This is a genomic window from Streptomyces yaizuensis, assembly GCF_034961445.1.
GTDB classification, from domain to species: Bacteria; Actinomycetota; Actinomycetes; order Streptomycetales; family Streptomycetaceae; genus Streptomyces; species Streptomyces yaizuensis.
Map to the genome: position 1 here is coordinate 156,915 of NZ_BSBI01000014.1, position 16,709 is coordinate 173,623.

At 73.6% G+C, this 16,709-nt stretch carries 15 protein-coding genes; 10 read left to right on the forward strand and 5 right to left on the reverse strand.

Going from position 1 to position 16,709, the window contains the following annotated elements; translation table 11 throughout:
* The first annotated feature begins 7 nt into the window (after positions 1–7).
* Both SYYSPA8_RS29330 and SYYSPA8_RS29335 read left to right on the forward strand, forming a co-directional pair.
* Complete coding sequence (locus SYYSPA8_RS29330) at positions 8–1,051, forward strand: oxidoreductase (protein WP_323450399.1); 1,044 nt, start codon at positions 8–10, stop codon at positions 1,049–1,051.
* Between the two features lie 162 nt (positions 1,052–1,213).
* A complete protein-coding gene (locus tag SYYSPA8_RS29335; RefSeq protein ID WP_323450400.1) occupies positions 1,214–2,005 on the forward strand; it encodes a class I SAM-dependent methyltransferase in 792 nt (263 codons plus the stop codon).
* A 48-nt stretch (positions 2,006–2,053) separates the two neighbouring features.
* On the opposite strand, the gene SYYSPA8_RS29340 is transcribed toward SYYSPA8_RS29335, so the two are convergent.
* Positions 2,054–4,459, reverse strand: a complete 2,406-nt coding sequence (locus SYYSPA8_RS29340) for a Tex family protein (RefSeq protein WP_323450401.1) — start codon at positions 4,457–4,459, stop codon at positions 2,054–2,056.
* A gap of 187 nt (positions 4,460–4,646) precedes the next feature.
* On the opposite strand from SYYSPA8_RS29340, the gene SYYSPA8_RS29345 reads away from it, so the two are divergent.
* Positions 4,647–5,612 carry a GlxA family transcriptional regulator gene (locus tag SYYSPA8_RS29345; protein ID WP_323450402.1) on the forward strand — a complete coding sequence of 322 codons (966 nt, stop codon included), beginning with the start codon at positions 4,647–4,649 and terminating at the stop codon, positions 5,610–5,612.
* Between the two features lie 116 nt (positions 5,613–5,728).
* Positions 5,729–6,373 (forward strand): DJ-1/PfpI family protein, encoded by a 645-nt coding sequence (locus SYYSPA8_RS29350; protein WP_323450403.1) that lies wholly within the window; start codon positions 5,729–5,731, stop codon positions 6,371–6,373.
* Between the two features lie 15 nt (positions 6,374–6,388).
* On the opposite strand, the gene SYYSPA8_RS29355 is transcribed toward SYYSPA8_RS29350, so the two are convergent.
* Positions 6,389–7,165: an enoyl-CoA hydratase/isomerase family protein gene (locus tag SYYSPA8_RS29355; protein WP_323450404.1), complete on the reverse strand. Its 777-nt coding sequence runs from the start codon at positions 7,163–7,165 to the stop codon at positions 6,389–6,391.
* 76 nt (positions 7,166–7,241) lie between these two features.
* Between SYYSPA8_RS29355 and SYYSPA8_RS29360 the strand changes: the two genes are divergently transcribed.
* Positions 7,242–7,841 carry an HdeD family acid-resistance protein gene (locus SYYSPA8_RS29360; protein ID WP_323450405.1) on the forward strand — a complete coding sequence of 200 codons (600 nt, stop codon included), beginning with the start codon at positions 7,242–7,244 and terminating at the stop codon, positions 7,839–7,841.
* A gap of 211 nt (positions 7,842–8,052) precedes the next feature.
* Entirely contained in the window at positions 8,053–8,511 is a 459-nt protein-coding gene (locus SYYSPA8_RS29365) for an ATP-binding protein (RefSeq protein ID WP_323450406.1), read from the forward strand.
* Between the two features lie 72 nt (positions 8,512–8,583).
* Here SYYSPA8_RS29365 and idi read toward each other — a convergent pair whose 3' ends face one another.
* The 3 genes from idi to galE form a co-directional block, all read right to left on the reverse strand.
* Positions 8,584–9,198 carry an isopentenyl-diphosphate Delta-isomerase gene (idi, locus tag SYYSPA8_RS29370; RefSeq protein ID WP_407706111.1) on the reverse strand — a complete coding sequence of 205 codons (615 nt, stop codon included), beginning with the start codon at positions 9,196–9,198 and terminating at the stop codon, positions 8,584–8,586.
* Positions 9,199–9,466: 268 nt separating this feature from the next.
* Positions 9,467–10,408 carry a cation diffusion facilitator family transporter gene (locus SYYSPA8_RS29375; RefSeq protein WP_323450408.1) on the reverse strand — a complete coding sequence of 314 codons (942 nt, stop codon included), beginning with the start codon at positions 10,406–10,408 and terminating at the stop codon, positions 9,467–9,469.
* Positions 10,409–10,735: 327 nt separating this feature from the next.
* Positions 10,736–11,725, reverse strand: coding sequence for a UDP-glucose 4-epimerase GalE (gene galE / locus SYYSPA8_RS29380; RefSeq protein WP_323450409.1), 990 nt, complete (start codon positions 11,723–11,725; stop codon positions 10,736–10,738).
* Positions 11,726–12,204: 479 nt separating this feature from the next.
* On the opposite strand from galE, the gene SYYSPA8_RS29385 reads away from it, so the two are divergent.
* From SYYSPA8_RS29385 to SYYSPA8_RS29400, 4 genes are read left to right on the forward strand one after another with little or no spacing between them, the layout of a single operon-like run.
* Positions 12,205–14,016 carry a DUF5941 domain-containing protein gene (locus SYYSPA8_RS29385; RefSeq protein ID WP_323450489.1) on the forward strand — a complete coding sequence of 604 codons (1,812 nt, stop codon included), beginning with the start codon at positions 12,205–12,207 and terminating at the stop codon, positions 14,014–14,016.
* Positions 14,013–14,750, forward strand: a complete 738-nt coding sequence (locus tag SYYSPA8_RS29390; protein WP_323450410.1) for a phosphocholine cytidylyltransferase family protein — start codon at positions 14,013–14,015, stop codon at positions 14,748–14,750. The genes SYYSPA8_RS29385 and SYYSPA8_RS29390 overlap by 4 nt, the downstream gene beginning before the upstream one ends.
* A complete protein-coding gene (locus SYYSPA8_RS29395; protein ID WP_323450411.1) occupies positions 14,738–15,799 on the forward strand; it encodes an iron-containing alcohol dehydrogenase family protein in 1,062 nt (353 codons plus the stop codon). The genes SYYSPA8_RS29390 and SYYSPA8_RS29395 overlap by 13 nt, the downstream gene beginning before the upstream one ends.
* Positions 15,777–16,556: a CDP-alcohol phosphatidyltransferase family protein gene (locus SYYSPA8_RS29400; RefSeq protein WP_323450412.1), complete on the forward strand. Its 780-nt coding sequence runs from the start codon at positions 15,777–15,779 to the stop codon at positions 16,554–16,556. Before SYYSPA8_RS29395 ends, SYYSPA8_RS29400 begins: the two co-directional genes overlap by 23 nt.
* The last annotated feature ends 153 nt before the right edge of the window (positions 16,557–16,709 follow it).

The window sequence follows — 16,709 nt, forward strand, 5'->3', positions numbered from 1 at the left end:
TCGGCACATGTCTGCCGAGTTCGCGACCTTCGGGCTGGCGGCGGCGGGAGTGGCCGGGTCACCCGCCCCGGCCGGCGCCGGTCACCCGCCCCGGGACGTCCTGGACTTCATCGTCGACGGGCGGCCCCTGCTCCACCGGCTGAGCGAGAGCGACGGGGACGCCGTCTGTCCGCTGGCGTCCGACGTGCCCCCGGCGATTCCCCGGGCCGAGGTGCGCGGGCTGCTGCTGGAGGCCCCCGCACCGCTGGCCGGCGGCCGGCGGGTCCTCTACTCCTGTTCCGACTGCGGCGCCCTCGGCTGCGGCGCGGTCACTGCCGTCGTGGAACGCGACGGGGACGCCGTGATCTGGCGGGACTTCGCCTGGCAGACCGCCGAGCCGGTGGACCTGGCCCGCGACGGCTACCCGGGTCTTGGCCCGTACCGCTTCCGGGCCGAGGGCTACCGGGCCGCGCTGGAACGGCTGCTGGCCGCGCCCCCGCCCGAGGGGCCCGACCCGCGGCGGGTCCTGCTCGTGGGCGCCCGCCGCCCCCTGCTCGCCCGGCTCGCGGCCGCGCTGCGGGCCGTCGGCGTCGGCGCCGACCTCAGCCGGGGCGCCCGGGGCATCCCCGCCGGGTCCCGCTCCTACGGCGCCGTCGTCTTCGGCCGCGCGGTCGGCCGCCGGGAGCGGGCGGCGGTACGGGAGCGGCTGCGTACGGCGGGCGCGGAGGCCGTGTACGTCAGCGGGCTCGCCCCCGTGGTGCCGCTGCTGGTGGCGCAGATCGAGGAGGCGCTGGACCGGGGGCCGGGGGAGCTGCGCCGGCTGACCGCTCTGACCGCGGGCCCCGGGCAGGCCCAGGTCGAGGTCGCGTCCCTCTGCCGGGTCCGGCTCGTCGCCTACCGGCTGGACCGGATCCGCCGCACCCGGCAGAGCACCCTCTTCGACGGGACCCTGCCGCCGGGGCGCCACCGGATCCCGCTGGACGTCCGCACCACCCGGTCGCGGCGGCGCGCGTACCTGGTCGCGCGGGCCCTGGGGCAGGTGCTGGTCACCCCCGTACCACCGGGGGAGTGAGGCGCGACCGGGCCCGGCCGTCCGCCCGGTGCGGGCGGGCCCGGGTCGGCCCGTGGACACGTCGATGCCCGCTTATCCCGTTGAGCCCGCACCCCGCGACCGTGTTGGCTGGCGGCACCGGACTGTCGGTACCGCAGCTGTGCGCCTAGCAGGGAGTTGAACGTGGAGGACCTTGTTGTCGACCCCGTTGCCCACAATCGGGCAGCCTGGGACAAATATGTCGAAGAGGGTGACGAGTGGACGAGGCCGGTGAGTGCCGAGGAGGTCGAGCGCGCCCGCGGGGGCGACTGGTCGATCGTGCTCATCGGGCATGAGCCGGTCGACCGCTCCTGGCTGCCGACGGACCTGACCGGCAAGGACGTGCTGTGCCTGGCAGCCGGCGGCGGCCAGCAGGGCCCGATTCTCGCCGCCGCGGGAGCGCGGGTCACCGTCTTCGACAACTCACCCCGCCAGCTCGACCAGGACCGGATGGTGGCGGCGCGCGACGGACTCGAACTGCGCACCGTCCTGGGCGACATGTGCGACCTCAGCGCCTTCGGCGACGCGGCCTTCGACGTCGTCTTCCATCCGGTCTCCAACCTCTTCGTACCGGAGGTGGCACCGGTGTGGCGTGAGTGCTTCCGCATCCTGCGACCGGGCGGAACGCTGCTCGTGGGCTTCCTCAACCCCGATGTGTACCTGTTCGACCACGAGGCGCTCGACGAACGCGGCGAAATGACCGTCGTGCACCAGCTGCCCTACAGCGATGTCACGCAGTACTCCGCCGGGGAGCGCGCCGCGAAGTTCGGCGCGGATGCCGCTCTGGAGTACAGCCACACCCTCACCGACCAGATCGGCGGGCAGCTCGCCGCGGGGTTCGTCCTCACCGGCTTCGCGGAAGCGCCGCACCACTCCAACGCCTCCGCTCCCTACATGTCGAACTATTTCGCGACACTGGCGGTCAAGCCGGGCTGACCCGGCGTGGGTCCGGCCGGAGCCCGCCGGCCCCGGCCGGACCCGCGCTCAGCGGCCCAGGCCCGCGCGGCGGAGGGCGTCCGCCATCGCGCTGTTCGCCGGGGGCGGGCCCTGGCGTTCGCCGCCCCGGCCGCCGCCACCGCTACCGCCACCGGTGTTGCCGCCGCTGCCGCGCCGCTGCTGCGGACGGCCCCCGCGCTCCCGCTGCGGACGCTGCTGACCGCCGCCACCGGCGGCGGCCTTCCCGCCGCCGCCACCGCCCCCGCCGCGCTCGGCGGCCGCGTCGTCCAGCCGGAGCGTCAGCGAGATCCGCTTGCGCGGGATGTCGACGTCCAGGACCTTCACCTTCACCACGTCGCCCGGCTTCACCACATCGCGCGGATCCTTGACGAACGACTTCGACATCGCCGACACGTGCACCAGACCGTCCTGGTGCACCCCGACGTCCACGAACGCCCCGAACGCCGCCACATTGGTGACCACGCCCTCCAGGACCATCCCGGCCGCCAGATCGCCGATCTTCTCCACGCCCTCCTTGAACGAGGCCGTCCGGAACGCCGGCCGGGGGTCGCGCCCCGGCTTCTCCAGCTCCCGCAGGATGTCGGAGACCGTCGGCAGACCGAAGGTCTCGTCCACGAAGTCGTCCGCGCGCAGCGACCGCAGCGCCCCGGTGTTCCCGATCAGCGAGGCGACCTCGCCGCCCGTCCGCTTCACCATCCGCCGCACCACCGGGTACGCCTCCGGGTGCACGCTGGACGCGTCGAGGGGGTCGTCGCCGCCGCGGATCCGCAGGAAGCCCGCGCACTGCTCGTACGCCTTCGGCCCCAGCCGGGACACGTCCTTCAGCGCCCGCCGGGACCGGAAGGGCCCGTTGGCGTCCCGGTGCGCGACGATGTTCTCCGCGAGCCCGGCGCTGATGCCGGAGACCCTGGCCAGCAGCGGCGCGGACGCGGTGTTCACATCCACCCCGACACCGTTCACACAGTCCTCCACCACCGCGTCCAGCGAGCGCGACAGCTTCACCTCGGACAGGTCGTGCTGGTACTGCCCCACCCCGATCGACTTGGGGTCGATCTTCACCAGCTCCGCCAGCGGGTCCTGGAGCCGGCGGGCGATGGAGACCGCGCCCCGCAGCGACACGTCCAGCTCCGGCAGCTCCTGCGAGGCGAACGCGGACGCCGAGTACACCGAGGCGCCCGCCTCCGACACCATCACCTTGGTGAGCCCCAGTTCGGGGTGGGCGGCGAGGAGTTCCGTCGCGAGCCGGTCGGTCTCCCGGGACGCCGTCCCGTTGCCGATCGCGACCAGGTCGACCGCGTGCTCCCGCGCCAGCCGCGCGAGCGTCGCCAGCGACTCGTTCCACCTGTTCGCCGGGACATGCGGATGGATGGTGTCCGTGGCCACCACCTTGCCGGTCGCGTCCACGACGGCGACCTTCACCCCCGTACGGAAACCGGGGTCCAGACCCAGCGTCGCCCGCGTCCCGGCGGGCGCCGCGAGCAGCAGGTCCCGCAGATTGGCCGCGAAGACCCGGACCGACTCGTCCTCCGCCGCCGTCCGCAGCCGCAGCCGCAGATCGATCCCCAGATGTACCAGGATCCGGGTGCGCCAGGCCCAGCGGACCGTGTCCGTGAGCCACTTGTCACCGGGGCGGCCCCGGTCGGCGATCCCGAAGCGGTGGGCGACGATCGCCTCGTACCCCGATCCGTCCCCGGGCTCCGCCGCCGCGGCCTCCGGCTCCAGCGCCAGATCGAGGACGTCCTCCTTCTCGCCCCGGAGCATCGCGAGCACCCGGTGCGAGGGCAGCTGGGTGAACGGCTCGGAGAAGTCGAAGTAGTCGGCGAACTTGGCGCCCGCCTCCTCCTTGCCCTCGCGGACCTTCGCCGCCAGGCGGCCCCGGGTCCACATCCGCTCCCGCACCTCGCCGATGAGGTCGGCGTCCTCCGAGAACCGCTCGCTGAGGATCGACCGGGCGCCCTCCAGCGCCGCGGCCGGGGTCTCGACGCCCTTCGCCGCGTCCACGAAGGCGGCCGCGGCGGCGGACGGATCCACCGAGGGGTCGCCGAGCAGGGCGTCGGCCAGCGGTTCGAGACCGGCCTCGCGCGCGATCTGCGCCTTGGTGCGGCGCTTCGGCTTGAAGGGCAGATAGATGTCCTCCAGCCGGGCCTTGGTGTCGGCGGCCCGGATCCGCGCCTCCAGCTCCGCGTCCAGCTTCCCCTGCTCCCGCACGGACTCCAGGATCGTCGTCCGGCGCTCCTCCAGTTCGCGCAAGTACCGCAGCCGCTCCTCCAGCGTCCGCAGCTGCGCGTCGTCGAGCATTTCCGTCGCCTCTTTGCGGTACCGCGCGATGAACGGCACGGTCGATCCGCCGTCAAGGAGGTCGACGGCGGCCTTGACCTGCCGTTCCCGTACGCCGAGCTCTTCGGCGATCCTGCCTTCGATGGACGTCGTCACGGTTCCCCGACTCGCCTTCCCTGCTGGCTGTGCTTGAGAGTGCATTGTGCCGGTTGGGTACGGCTCGTGTCGCGTCCGGCCCGGGGCGTGCCGGTCGCGGCCCCGTCCCGGCTCACCCGGCCGATGGCAGGAAAGGCGGGATTCTCGTCATTGCGGCCCTGCCCGGACCCCGGGGAGGATGGCGGGCATGCCCGAGAGATCCTTGCTCGTCGTCCTCTTCGACGGCGTCCAGAGCCTCGATGTCACCGGCCCGGTCGAGGTCTTCACCGGCGCCCGGCGGGCCGTCCACGACCCCGCCGCGTATCCGCTGCGCACCGCGTCCCTGACCGGCGCCCCGGTCCGTACCACCAGCGGTCTCCAGCTCGTCCCCGATGTGTCGCTGGCCGACGCGCCCCGCGCGCACACCCTGGTGGTGCCCGGCGGGGACGGCACACGGAACCCCGACCCCGCGCTCGTGGAGTGGCTGCGGGCCCATGGCCCGTACGCCGAGCGGCTGGTGTCCGTCTGTACGGGGGCGCTGCTGCTGGGCGCCGCCGGGCTGCTCGACGGCCGCCGCGCCACCACCCACTGGGCCGCCTGCGAACTGCTCGCCCGCGCCCATCCGTCGGTGACGGTGGAACCCGACCCGATCTTCGTCCGGGACGGGAACGTCCTCACCTCGGCCGGGGTGACGGCGGGGATCGATCTGGCGCTCGCCCTGGTCGAGGAGGACCACGGCCGGGAGGCCGCCCTGACCGTCGCCCGCCATCTGGTGGTCTTCCTCCGCCGCCCGGGGAACCAGGCCCAGTTCAGCGCCCAGCTCTCCGCGCAGACCGCGCACCGCGCGCCGCTGCGGGAGGTCCAGCGGTGGATCGCGGAGCACCCCGGTGACGATCTGTCCGTCGCGGCCCTCGCCGCCCGCGCCGCCCTCTCTCCCCGGCACTTCGCGCGGGCGTTCCGGGCGGAGACCGGGGTGACGCCGGGCCGGTACGCCGAGCGGATCCGGCTGGAGCACGCGCGGCGGCTCCTGGAGGAGACCGCCGACGGGGTGGAGGCGGTCTCCAGGGCCGCCGGGTACGGCACGCCCGAGGCGATGCGGCGGGCCTTCGTGCGGACGCTCGGGTCTCCGCCGACGGAGTACCGCCGCCGCTTCCGCGCCCCGGCCGGCCGCTGACCGCCCTCCTTCGCCGCCCGCCGCTTCCGCGCCCCGGCCGGCCGCTGACCGTCCTCCTTCGCCGCCCGCCGACTCCCGTCCGTCCGTTCCCGTCCCGCTCGCCGAAGGGAAAACCCATGCAGATCGCCATCCTTCTCTACGACCGCTTCACCGCACTCGACGCCGTCGGCCCCTACGAACTCCTCGGCCGGCTCCCCGGCGCCGAGACGTTCTTCGTCGCCGCCGAACGCGGCCCGGTCCGGGGCGACCAGGGCTCCCTCGCCCTCGTCGCCGACCGGTCCCTCGCCGAAGTGCCCTCGCCCGACATCGTGCTGGTGCCCGGCGGCCCCGGCTCCCGGCAGGCCATGCGCGACGGGGTGCTCCTCGACTGGCTCCGCACCGCGGACACCACCACCACCTGGACCACCTCCGTCTGCACCGGCTCGCACCTCCTCGCCGCCGCCGGACTGCTGACGGACCGCCGGGCCACCACCCACTGGCTCACCCTCGACGACCTGGTGCCGTTCGGCGTCCGCGCCACCGGGGAGCGCGTCGTGTTCGACGGCAAGTACGTCACCGCCGCCGGGGTCTCCTCCGGCATCGACATGGCGCTGCACCTCCTCGGCCGGATCGGCGGCGACGAACTGGCCCAGCAGGTGCAGCTGCTGACCGAGTACGACCCGCAGCCCCCCTACGACGCGGGCTCGCCCCGCACCGCCCCGGCCGCCGTCGTGGCCCGGCTGCGCGCCGGACGCGAGGAGACGATCGAGGCCGGGGGCTGAGCCCCGCGCCAGGGCTCACCCGTTCCACGTGAAGCGCGGGGAGCGGCGCTCCAGGAAGGCGGCGGCGCCCTCGGCGGTGTCCCCGCCGGGCAGCGCCTGCTCCCGCGCCTGGCGCTCCCAGTGGGCCACGCGCTCCGGGCCGGCGTCCCCCGCCGCGAACTCCTTGGCGGCCGTCTGCGTCAGCAGCGACCGCCCGGTGAGCACCCGGGTGAAGGCGGCGACCCGCTCCGCCAGAGCGCCGGGCGGCAGCACCTCGTCCACCAGACCGCCGCGCAGCGCCCGGCCCGTGTCGATCAGCTCCGCCGAGAAGAGCAGGTACTTGGCGGTCGCCGGGCCGGTCAGCGCGATCAGCCGGCGGGTGGCGGCGGCCGGGTAGACGACGCCGAGCCGCGCCGGGGTCACCCCGAAGACCGCGCCCTCCTCGGCGAACCGCAGATCGCAGGCGACGGCCAGCTGAGCGCCCCCGCCGACACAGGGGCCGCGGACCGCCGCGAGCGTCGGCCGGGGAAAGGCGGCGAGGGCCTCCTCCGCCCGCACCGCCGCCTCCTGCGCCCCGGTGCCCGGCTCCCGCAACGCGGCGATGTCCGCGCCCGCGCAGAACGCCGCACCCGCGCCGGTGAGCACCAGGACCCGCACGGCGGGATCCGCCGCCAGCGCGTCCAGCAGCGGGGGCAGCGCCCGCCACATCGCCGTGGTCATCGCGTTGCGCTTGGCGGGATTGCTGATCACCACGGTGGCGACCCCGTCCACGACGGTGTGCGTCAGCCCCGGTGGCGGCTCCGGCTGCTCCATGCGCCGGATGCTATCCGGCGCCGGCGGACCTACGATCAAGGAGGGGTACGAGGGGGGTGCTGGCGAGGAGGAGACCATGGCCGGTACCGGAGCGGAGCCCCGGAAGCTGAAGCGCGGCTTCCGGCTGCTGACGGTCCTGGGGGTGATCCTGGTGATCGCCGGTCTCGTCGGACTCGTCTACACCGGCTTCGCCACCCTGACCTCGATGCTGCTCTTCGGCTGGCTGCTGCTGATCGGCGGCCTGGTCGGGCTGGTGCAGGCCTTCCAGTCCCGGGGCAGCGAATACTTCTGGCTGGCCGTGGTGGTCGCCGCCCTGAATCTCGCGGCCGGGGTGGTCGTGATCCTGCACCCCCGGGGCTCGGCCGAGGCCCTGACCCTCTTCGCCGCGCTGCTCTTCCTGACCGGCGGGCTGTTCCGGCTGGTGGGAAGCCTGGTGGTACGGGGACCCCAGTTCGGCTGGATGCTCTTCCAGGGCGCCGTCGGGCTGCTGCTGGGCATCCTGGTGCTGGCCAGCTGGCCCGAGAGCAGCCGGTACGTCCTCGGGCTGTTCTTCTCGCTGGCGCTGCTCTTCGACGGCCTCGGGCTGATCGCGATCGGGGTCGGCGGGCGCCGGATCGTCGGCATGGTCACCGATCCGGACGCGGGCCCCGGCGTACCGGGGAACCGTACGTACTAGCCGGATCCAACGGCCCGGGGGCGGCATAACCGGGCGAACGACCACAAGCGGATCAGGAGCAGTCGCGCAAGAGCCTCTGTCATACGCACCCCGGTCAGAAGCCGTCGATTGACGCTGACTTGCGTTCAGTGTCCTGGCCCGGACCGGCCGCCCGCCAACACTTGTGCTCCCAAGGACCGGGACAGTCGAGCAGAGAGTGGGTGCCGGATTCATGGAGAGCCGCGGGAGCGTACCCGTCCGGCCGCAGTCGTACGACGGAGTCTGGCGCTTCACCGTTCCCACCATCGAGATCTCGGTGCCCAGGGCCCGCAGGGCGGTCCGGGACCTCCTGCGCCACCAGGAGTTACCCCTCCACGAGGACATCGAGGAGGGGCTGCTGCTGATCGTCTCCGAGCTGGTCACCAACGCCGTCAAGCACGCGGCCGTGCTGTCGCCCCGGGCGGCGGTGGAGATCACCGTACGGGGCGGCTGGATCCGGCTGTCGGTGGCGGACCTGCACCCCTACCGGCCCCGGGCGCTGGAGACGGACGGCGCGCAGACCGGGACCGGGGGGCGGGGGCTGCTGCTCGTCCGCGAGATCACCGTGGCGGCGGGCGGGCGCTACGACGTGGAGCAGACGGCGGGCGGCGGCAAGGCGGTCTGGGCCGAGCTGCCGCTCAAGCCGGTCTGAGAGCCGGGCCCCGCCCGCCTGCCGCCTGTCACCGGTCGTCCCGGCGCCCGGACGCGGGCGTCGCGGGGTGTCCTACCAGCCGCCGGACGGGCCCGTCAGCTCCCGGATCGCGGGCCGGGCCGCGTCCAGCACCGTCATGAACCAGGCCGAGAACGGCGCCTCGGCATGCCGGGCGGCCAGCTCCTCCGCGGTCACGAAGGCCGTCTCGCCGACCTCCTCCGGGTCCGGCTCGGGCGCGGCGGACACCAGCCCGACGAAGAGGTGGTTGAACTCCTGCTCCACGAGGCCCGACGCCGGATCCGGGTGGTTGTAGCGGACCGTGCCCGCCTCGGCCAGGAGCGACGGGGAGATCCCCAGCTCCTCGTGGGTGCGCCGGGCCGCCGCCGCGAGCGGGGACTCGCCGGGGTAGGGGTGGCCGCAGCAGGTGTTCGACCAGACACCGGGGGAGTGGTACTTCCCCAGCGCGCGCCGCTGGAGCAGCAGCCGCCCCCGCTCGTCGAAGAGGAAGACCGAGAACGCCCGGTGCAGCAGGCCGGGCGGCTGGTGCGCGGCCAGCTTCTCCGCCGTGCCGATCGTGGTGCCGTGCTCATCGACCAGTTCGAGCAGGATCTCTTGCAAAGCGCCGGTCGCCTCGGTGTTCGCGGTGGCCGGTGAGGTCGGTGAGGTCGGTGAGGTCGGCATAACCATCCTTCGCTGTGGTCTCGCCCTGTCGGGCCTGCCCAGTGTGCCGTACGCACATGGTCCGTCCGCATTCAGCGCCGCCCTGGCATGTCCCGGGGCGGCCGCCGGGCCCCGGCCGGTCCCGGCGCGGGCCGGGGGGCCGGGGCCTGCGGACTACCGGATCGTGCCCCGGCGGACCCCGGGCGAATCCCCCGCCGATCATCAGGCGGCCTGGGACTCACCCGGTCCGCGCAGCACCCCCGGCGGGCGGTGGCGGTGGTGTCGGGCGGTGGTGTCAGTGACAGAGCCCGGCCTCGTGCTCCGCGTGCCCGGCGGGCTCCAGCTGGAAGGTGCAGTGCTCGACGTCGAAGTGGGTCCCGAGGCAGCCCTGAAGATCGTGGAGCATCCGTTCGTGGCCGACGGAGTCCAGCGTTTCCGGGCTGACCACCACATGCGCGGAGAGCACCGGCATCCCCGAGGTGATCGTCCAGGCGTGCAGGTCGTGCACGTCCTCCACACCGGGCAGGGCCAGCAGATGGGCCCGTACCTCCGCCATGTCGACGCCCTTGGGCGCGGCCTCCAGCAGGACGTTCACCGTCTCCCGCAGCAGCTTCACGGTCCGGGGCACGATCATCAGACCGATCAGGATCGAGGCGATGGGGTCGGCGGTCTGCCAGCCGGTGGTGAGGATGATCGTGGCGGAGATCAGCACGGCGACCGAGCCGAGGGCGTCGGCCATGACCTCCAGATAGGCGCCCCGGACATTGAGGCTGTCCTTCTGGCCGCGCATCAGCAGTGAGAGCGAGATCACGTTGGCGACCAGGCCGATCAGGGCGAAGACGATGGTCAGCCCGCCCTTGGTCTCGGCCGGGGTGATGAACCGCTGCACCGCCTCGAAGACGACGTAGCTGCCGACGCCGAGGAGCAGCAGACAGTTGGCGAGTGCCGCGAGTATCTCGGCCCGGGCGAGCCCGAAGGTGCGGTTGGCGCTCGCCGGCCGGTTGGCGAAGTGGATGGCGAGCAGCGCGACGGCGAGTCCGATGGCGTCCGTCGCCATGTGGGCCGCGTCGGCGACCAGCGCCAGCGAGCCGGTCACGACACCGCCGACGATCTCCAGGACCATGACGCCCAGGGTGATGGACAGCGCGATCCGCAGCCGGCCCCGGTAGGCCGCGGCGGCGGTGCCCGTCGGGACGGACCCTCCGTGACTGTGTCCGTGATCGTGCCCAGCCCCCATGAAACGCCTCCAGATCAACGTCCGAACCGCTCTGACGAGACCCCAGTGAACTACGGGTGGGGGGTATGGGCAACACGGCACTGAACACCGTTGTCATCTCCTCTGACCTGCGGAAACGATGCGCAGGTCAGACGTTTGTCCGGTGGTTCACAGCCATGGCGGAGATCGTTCGGCGGTCCCTGCGGAGGCATCGGGTCCGTGCCGGTGCGCAGTGCGGCGCACCGGCCGCGCGCACCCCGGCGCGGGCCATGGCCGACACGTGCGCGCGGCCTTCCGTCACGGAGGGCAGCCTTCCGTGACGCGGGCGCGGCGCCCGGTCCCGGTCCCTCAGCCGTCCTGCCGCGCCGCCTCCGGGTGGCGCAGCAGCCACCCGGCCCAGGCCGACTCGACCATCTCGCGCACCCCGCGCTTCGCCGACCAGCCCAGCTCGGCGGCGATCAGATCCACCGAGGCGACCGCGCGGGCGGCGTCCCCCGGGCGGCGCGGCTCCACCACGGGCCGCACCGGCACACCGGTGACCTCGCCCACCAGGGCCGCCAGCTCCCGCACGGAGACCCCGGCCCCGCGCCCGATGTTCACCGTGAGGTCCCCGGGCTCCCCCCGCTCCGCGAGCCGGCGGGCCACCGTCAGATGCGCGTCCGCGAGATCCGAGACATGGATGTAGTCCCGGATGCAGGTGCCGTCCGGCGTCGGATAGTCGTCGCCGAAGATCCTCGGCTCCTCGCCCCGGGTGATCCGGTCGAAGAACATCGGGACGATGTTGAAGACGCCGGTGTCCGCCAGCTCCGGCCGCTCGGCGCCCGCCACGTTGAAATAGCGCAGACAGGCCGTGCGCAGCCCGTACGCCCGCCCGGCGGCGCGGACCAGCCACTCGCCCGCGAGCTTGGTCTCACCGTACGGATTGATCGGCACACAGGGCGCCGACTCCGGGATCGGGTCCAGCTCCGGGACCCCGTACACCGCCGCCGACGAGGAGAAGAGGAAACGGGGCACCCCGGCCGCGACCACGGCCTCCAGCAGCACCGTCAGCCCGTGCACGTTCTCCCGGTAGTAGCGCAGCGGCTGCTCCACCGACTCCGCGACCTGCTTGGCGGCCGCCAGGTGGACCACGCCCGTGACGCGGTGCTCCGCCAGGACCCGGTCCAGGGCCTCCCGGTCCCCGACGGACCCGTGCACCAGCGGGACCCCCTCCGGGAGCCGCCCGGCGATACCCGACGACAGATCGTCCAGGACGACCGCCGCCTCGCCCGCCTGTGCCATCGCGCGCGCCACATGCGCCCCGATGTACCCCGCTCCACCTGTGATCAGCCACGTCATGCCCGCAAGCCTAGGGCCTCTCGTCTGGATCTTGCTGGGGCTCGCGTGCCCTGGCACCGCGCCTCGCCGCGTTGTCGTCAGTCGCCGCTGCTCCGCAGGGACTCGCCCCCTGGGCCTGGCGGCCCGGGAGGTACCCCCATCCTCCGCCTTGCGATCCACGGCACCAGACCCCGCTCCCTCACCCAGCCTGATCCAGACGAGAGACCCTAGACCCTGCCCCTTTTCTTCCCCCCGCTCGCCCGTGGTCCGGGGCCGGGGTTTGCCGGGGCGGTGGTGATCGACAATGATGATCTCCGGCAGGGGTCCTCGGGGCCCGGCCGGGCGGCCGTCGCCGCCCCCGGGGCGTGAACCACCGGTGAACTCCCCTCCCAGCGCATCCGATAGCCTCTGCCGAAGCCTTCGCCGACGTGCCGCCGCCCGTGTCACCGGGCCGGGCCGCCGCGCGCCCACACCTCATCGGTTCCAAGGAGTGAGTTCGTCTGTCGACCGCCATCCTCACCGGTCCGCCCGTGCCCGGTTCGTCGCTTGAGGGCGATCTGCGGTCGCTGGGCTTCGACGTACGGGTGTCCCCGGGCGCCGATGAGACCGCCGCCCTGATCGCCGCCGTCCCCGCCGCCGAGCGGGTCGCGGTCGTGGACACGCGCTTCGTCGGACACGTGCACGCCCTGCGGCTCGCGCTGACCGACCCCCGGTTCCCCCTGGCCGCCGTCCCCGGCGCCCTCACCGCGCAGCCGGCGGCCCGCGCCGCCCTCACGCGTGCGCTGGCCGGAGCCGGCGGCGGGAGCGGCACCACCGCCGTGGACACCGTGCTCCCCGACACCCTCGCCCGCTCCCTGGACGAGGGCGCGGAGGGCACCCCCGTGCACCGCCCGGAGCTGGGCTCCCTGGTCGCGGCCGTACCCGCCGACCCGGCCGCCCGCGACGAGGCCCGCCGGGCCGTGGCCGCCGTCGACGACGAGGCCGTGCGGCTGCGCTCCGCCGTCAAGGCCCGCGACGGCTTCTTCACGACCTACTGCGTCAGCCCCTACTCGCGCTACATCGCGCGCTGGTGCGCCCGCCGGGGCTTCACCCCCAACCAGGTCACCACCGCCTCCCTGATCACCGCGCTGATCGCGGCGGGCTGCGCGGCCACCGGCACCCGGAGCGGCTACGTCGCCGCCGGAGTGCTGCTGATCGTCTCCTTCGTCCTGGACTGCACCGACGGGCAGCTCGCCCGCTACTCGCTCCAGTACTCGACCATGGGCGCCTGGCTGGACGCCACCTTCGACCGGGCCAAGGAGTACGCCTACTACGCGGGCCTGGCCCTCGGGGCGGCCCGGGGCGGCGACGACGTATGGGCGCTGGCCCTGGCCGCGATGGTCCTCCAGACCTGCCGGCACGTCGTGGACTTCTCCTTCAACGAGGCCAACCACGACGCCGTCTCCAACACCAGCCCCACCGCCGCCCTCTCCGACAAGCTCGACAGCGTCGGCTGGACGGTATGGGTACGGCGCATGATCGTGCTGCCGATCGGCGAGCGCTGGGCCATGATCGCGGTGCTGACCGCGCTGACCACACCCCGTGTCGTCTTCTGGGCCCTGCTCATCGGCTGCGGCTTCGCCGCCTGCTACACCACCGCCGGACGCCTGCTGCGCTCGGTGACCCGCAAGGCCGTACGGACCGACCGGGCCGCCCAGGCACTGGCCGACCTCGCCGACTCGGGGCCGCTCGCCGGCGCCGTCGCCCGCGTGAGTGCCCCGCTCGCCCGCAGGCTGCCCGCCCTGGCCGCACCCGTCCTGGCCCTGCTCGGCGCCGCCGTCCTCGTCGCCACGGCCGCGCTGAGCCCGTACGGCTCGCCCTGGCCGCTCGCCGCCGCCGCGCTCTACGTCCTGACCTCCGGGATCGCCGTCGCCCGCCCGCTGAAGGGCGCCCTCGACTGGCTGGTGCCGCCCGTCCTGCGGGCCGCCGAGTACGGCACGGTGCTGGCGCTCGCCGCCCGCGCGGACGCCCCCGGCGCCCTGCCCGCGGCCTTCGGGCTGGTCGCCGCGGTCGCCTACCATCACTACGACACGGTCTACCGCATCCGTGGCGGCACCGGGGCGCCCCCGGGCTGGCTCGTGCGGGTGATCGGCGGGCACGAGGGCCGGACGCTGGCCGTCGCCCTGCTGGCCGCTCTCGTCGCCGCCCCGGACTACCGCTGGGCGCTGACGGCCCTGGCCGCCGCGGTCGCTCTCGTGGTGCTGGTGGAGAGCATCCGCTTCTGGGTGTCCTCCGGGGCGCCCGCCGTACACGACGAAGGAGAACCCGCATGATCGGCCTGGTACTGGCCGCCGGTGCCGGACGGCGTCTGCGCCCCTACACCGACACGCTCCCGAAGGCCCTCGTGCCCGTGGACGGCGAGAAGACCGTTCTCGACCTCACCCTGGCCAACTTCGCCGAGATCGGCCTCACCGAGGCCGCGATCGTCGTCGGCTACCGCAAGGAGGCCGTGTACGAGCGCCAGGCGGCCCTGGAGGCCCGCTACGGCCTCAAGCTCACCCTGGTCGAGAACGACAAGGCCGAGGAATGGAACAACGCCTACTCCCTGTGGTGCGCCCGTGACGTGCTGAAGCGGGGCGTCATCCTCGCCAACGGCGACACCGTCCACCCGGTCTCCGTCGAGCGCACCCTGCTGGCCGCCCGGGGGGAGGGCAAGAAGATCATCCTCGCCCTCGACACCGTGAAGAGCCTCGCCGACGAGGAGATGAAGGTCGTCTGCGAGGACGGCCGGGGCGTGCGCCGCATCACCAAGCTGATGGACCCCGCCACCGCGACCGGCGAGTACATCGGCGTCACCCTCATCGAGCCCGAGGCCGCCGAGGACCTGGCCGACGCGCTGAGGGCGACCTTCGAGCGCGACCCCGACCTCTACTACGAGGACGGCTACCAGGAGCTGGTCGACCGCGGCCACACCGTCGACGTCGCCCCCATCGGCGACGTCACCTGGGTCGAGATCGACAACCACGACGACCTCGCGAAGGGCCGTGAGATCGCGTGCCAGTACTGACCCGGCTGATCCCGTCGCCGGTCGTCGTCGACATCCGGTCGGGAGCGCTGGACGATCTGGCCGGCCTCCTCGCCGACCAGCGGATCTCCGCGTCCGGCACCCTCGCCGTCGCGCTCAGCGGCGGTTCCGGCCGGGCCCTGCGCCAGCGGCTCGAACCGCTGCTCCCCGGCGCGGACTGGTTCGAGGTCGCCGACGGCACCATCGACTCCGCCGTCCGGCTCGCCGACGCGATCCGGGGCCGCCGCTACGACGCGGTGGTCGCCCTCGGCGGCGGCAAGATCATCGACGTGACGAAGTACGCGGCGGCCCGCGTCGGCCTGCCGATGGTGTCGGTCGCCACCAATCTGGCGCACGACGGCATCTGCTCGCCGGTCGCCACCCTGGACAACGACAACGGGCGCGGCTCCTACGGGGTCCCCTCGCCGATCGCCATGGTCATCGACCTCGATGTGATCCGCGACGCCCCGGCCCGCTATATCCGCTCCGGCATCGGCGACACCGTCTCCAACCTCTCCGCCCTCGCGGACTGGCAGCTGTCCCAGCGGGTCAACGGCGAGCCCGTCGACGGACTGGCCGCCGCCATGGCCCGCACCGCCGGCGAAGCGGTGCTGCGCCACCCCGGCGACATCGGCGACGACGACTTCCTGATCGTCCTCGCCGAAGCCCTCGTCCTCACCGGGATCGCCATGTCGATCAGCGGGGACACCCGGCCCTCGTCCGGCGCCTGCCACGAGATCAGCCACGCCTTCGACCTGCTGTACCCGCAGCGCGCGGCCAGCCACGGCGAACAGGTCGGCCTCGGTGCCGCCTTCGCCATGCATCTGCGCGGGGCGGGCGAGCAGGCGGCCCTCTTCGCCGAGGTGCTGCGCCGGCACGGGCTGCCGGTGCTGCCCGAGGACATCGGCTTCACCGCCGACGAATTCGTCCGCGCCGTGGAGTACGCGCCGCGGACCCGGCCGGGCCGCTTCACCATCCTTGAGCACCTCGACCTCTCCACCGACCAGATCAGGGACGCGTACGCCGACTATGCCAAGACCATCCGTAGCTGAACTCCGCCCCGTCGTTCACCCGGAGGGCGTGAAGGACCGGCGCAGCGGCGAGCACTGGGCCGGCCGCCTGTACATGCGCGAGATCTCGCTGCGCTGCGACCCGTACCTGGTGAACACCAGGATCACCCCCAACCAGCTGACCTACCTCATGGTCGTGGTGGGCATAGCGGGCGGCGCCGCCCTGCTGATCCCCGGGCTGACCGGGGCGATCCTCGCGGCGGTGCTGTTCCAGGTCTATCTGCTGCTCGACTGCGTCGACGGCGAGGTCGCCCGCTGGCGCGGCCAGACCTCGATCACCGGCGTCTACCTCGACCGGATCGGCCACTACCTCTGCGAAGCGGCCCTGCTGATCGGCTTCGGCCTCCGCGGCGCCGACCTCTTCGGCGCGGGCGACCCCGAGTGGCTGTGGGCCTTCCTCGGCACCCTCGCCGCGCTCGGCGCGATCCTGATCAAGGCCGAGACCGACCTCGTGGACGTCGCCCGCCAGCGCAGCGGCCTGCCCGCCGTCAAGGACGAGGCGTCCGTACCCCGCTCCTCCGGTCTGGCCCTGGCCCGCCGCGCCGCCGCCGCGCTCAAGTTCCACCGGCTCGTCGGCGGCATCGAGGCCAGCCTCTTCATCCTGGTGATGGCCGTTCTCGACCTGGTCCAGGGGGACCTGTTCTTCACCCGCCTCGGAATCGCGGTCCTGGCCGGCATCGCCGTCGTCCAGACCCTGCTGCACCTGGTGTCGATCCTCGCTTCCAGCAGACTCAGGTGACCGGCGTACCCACGTGCCGTACTGTGAGGCGGCTCACCCGACTGGGCCGCCTCCCGGTGATCTGACAAGCTGGGGCCCTGAGCACTCCGGTGCAACCGGCGTCGCCCGGGGCCGCGCCCCCACTGCCGCGCATCTCGAAGACGAAAGTTTCCA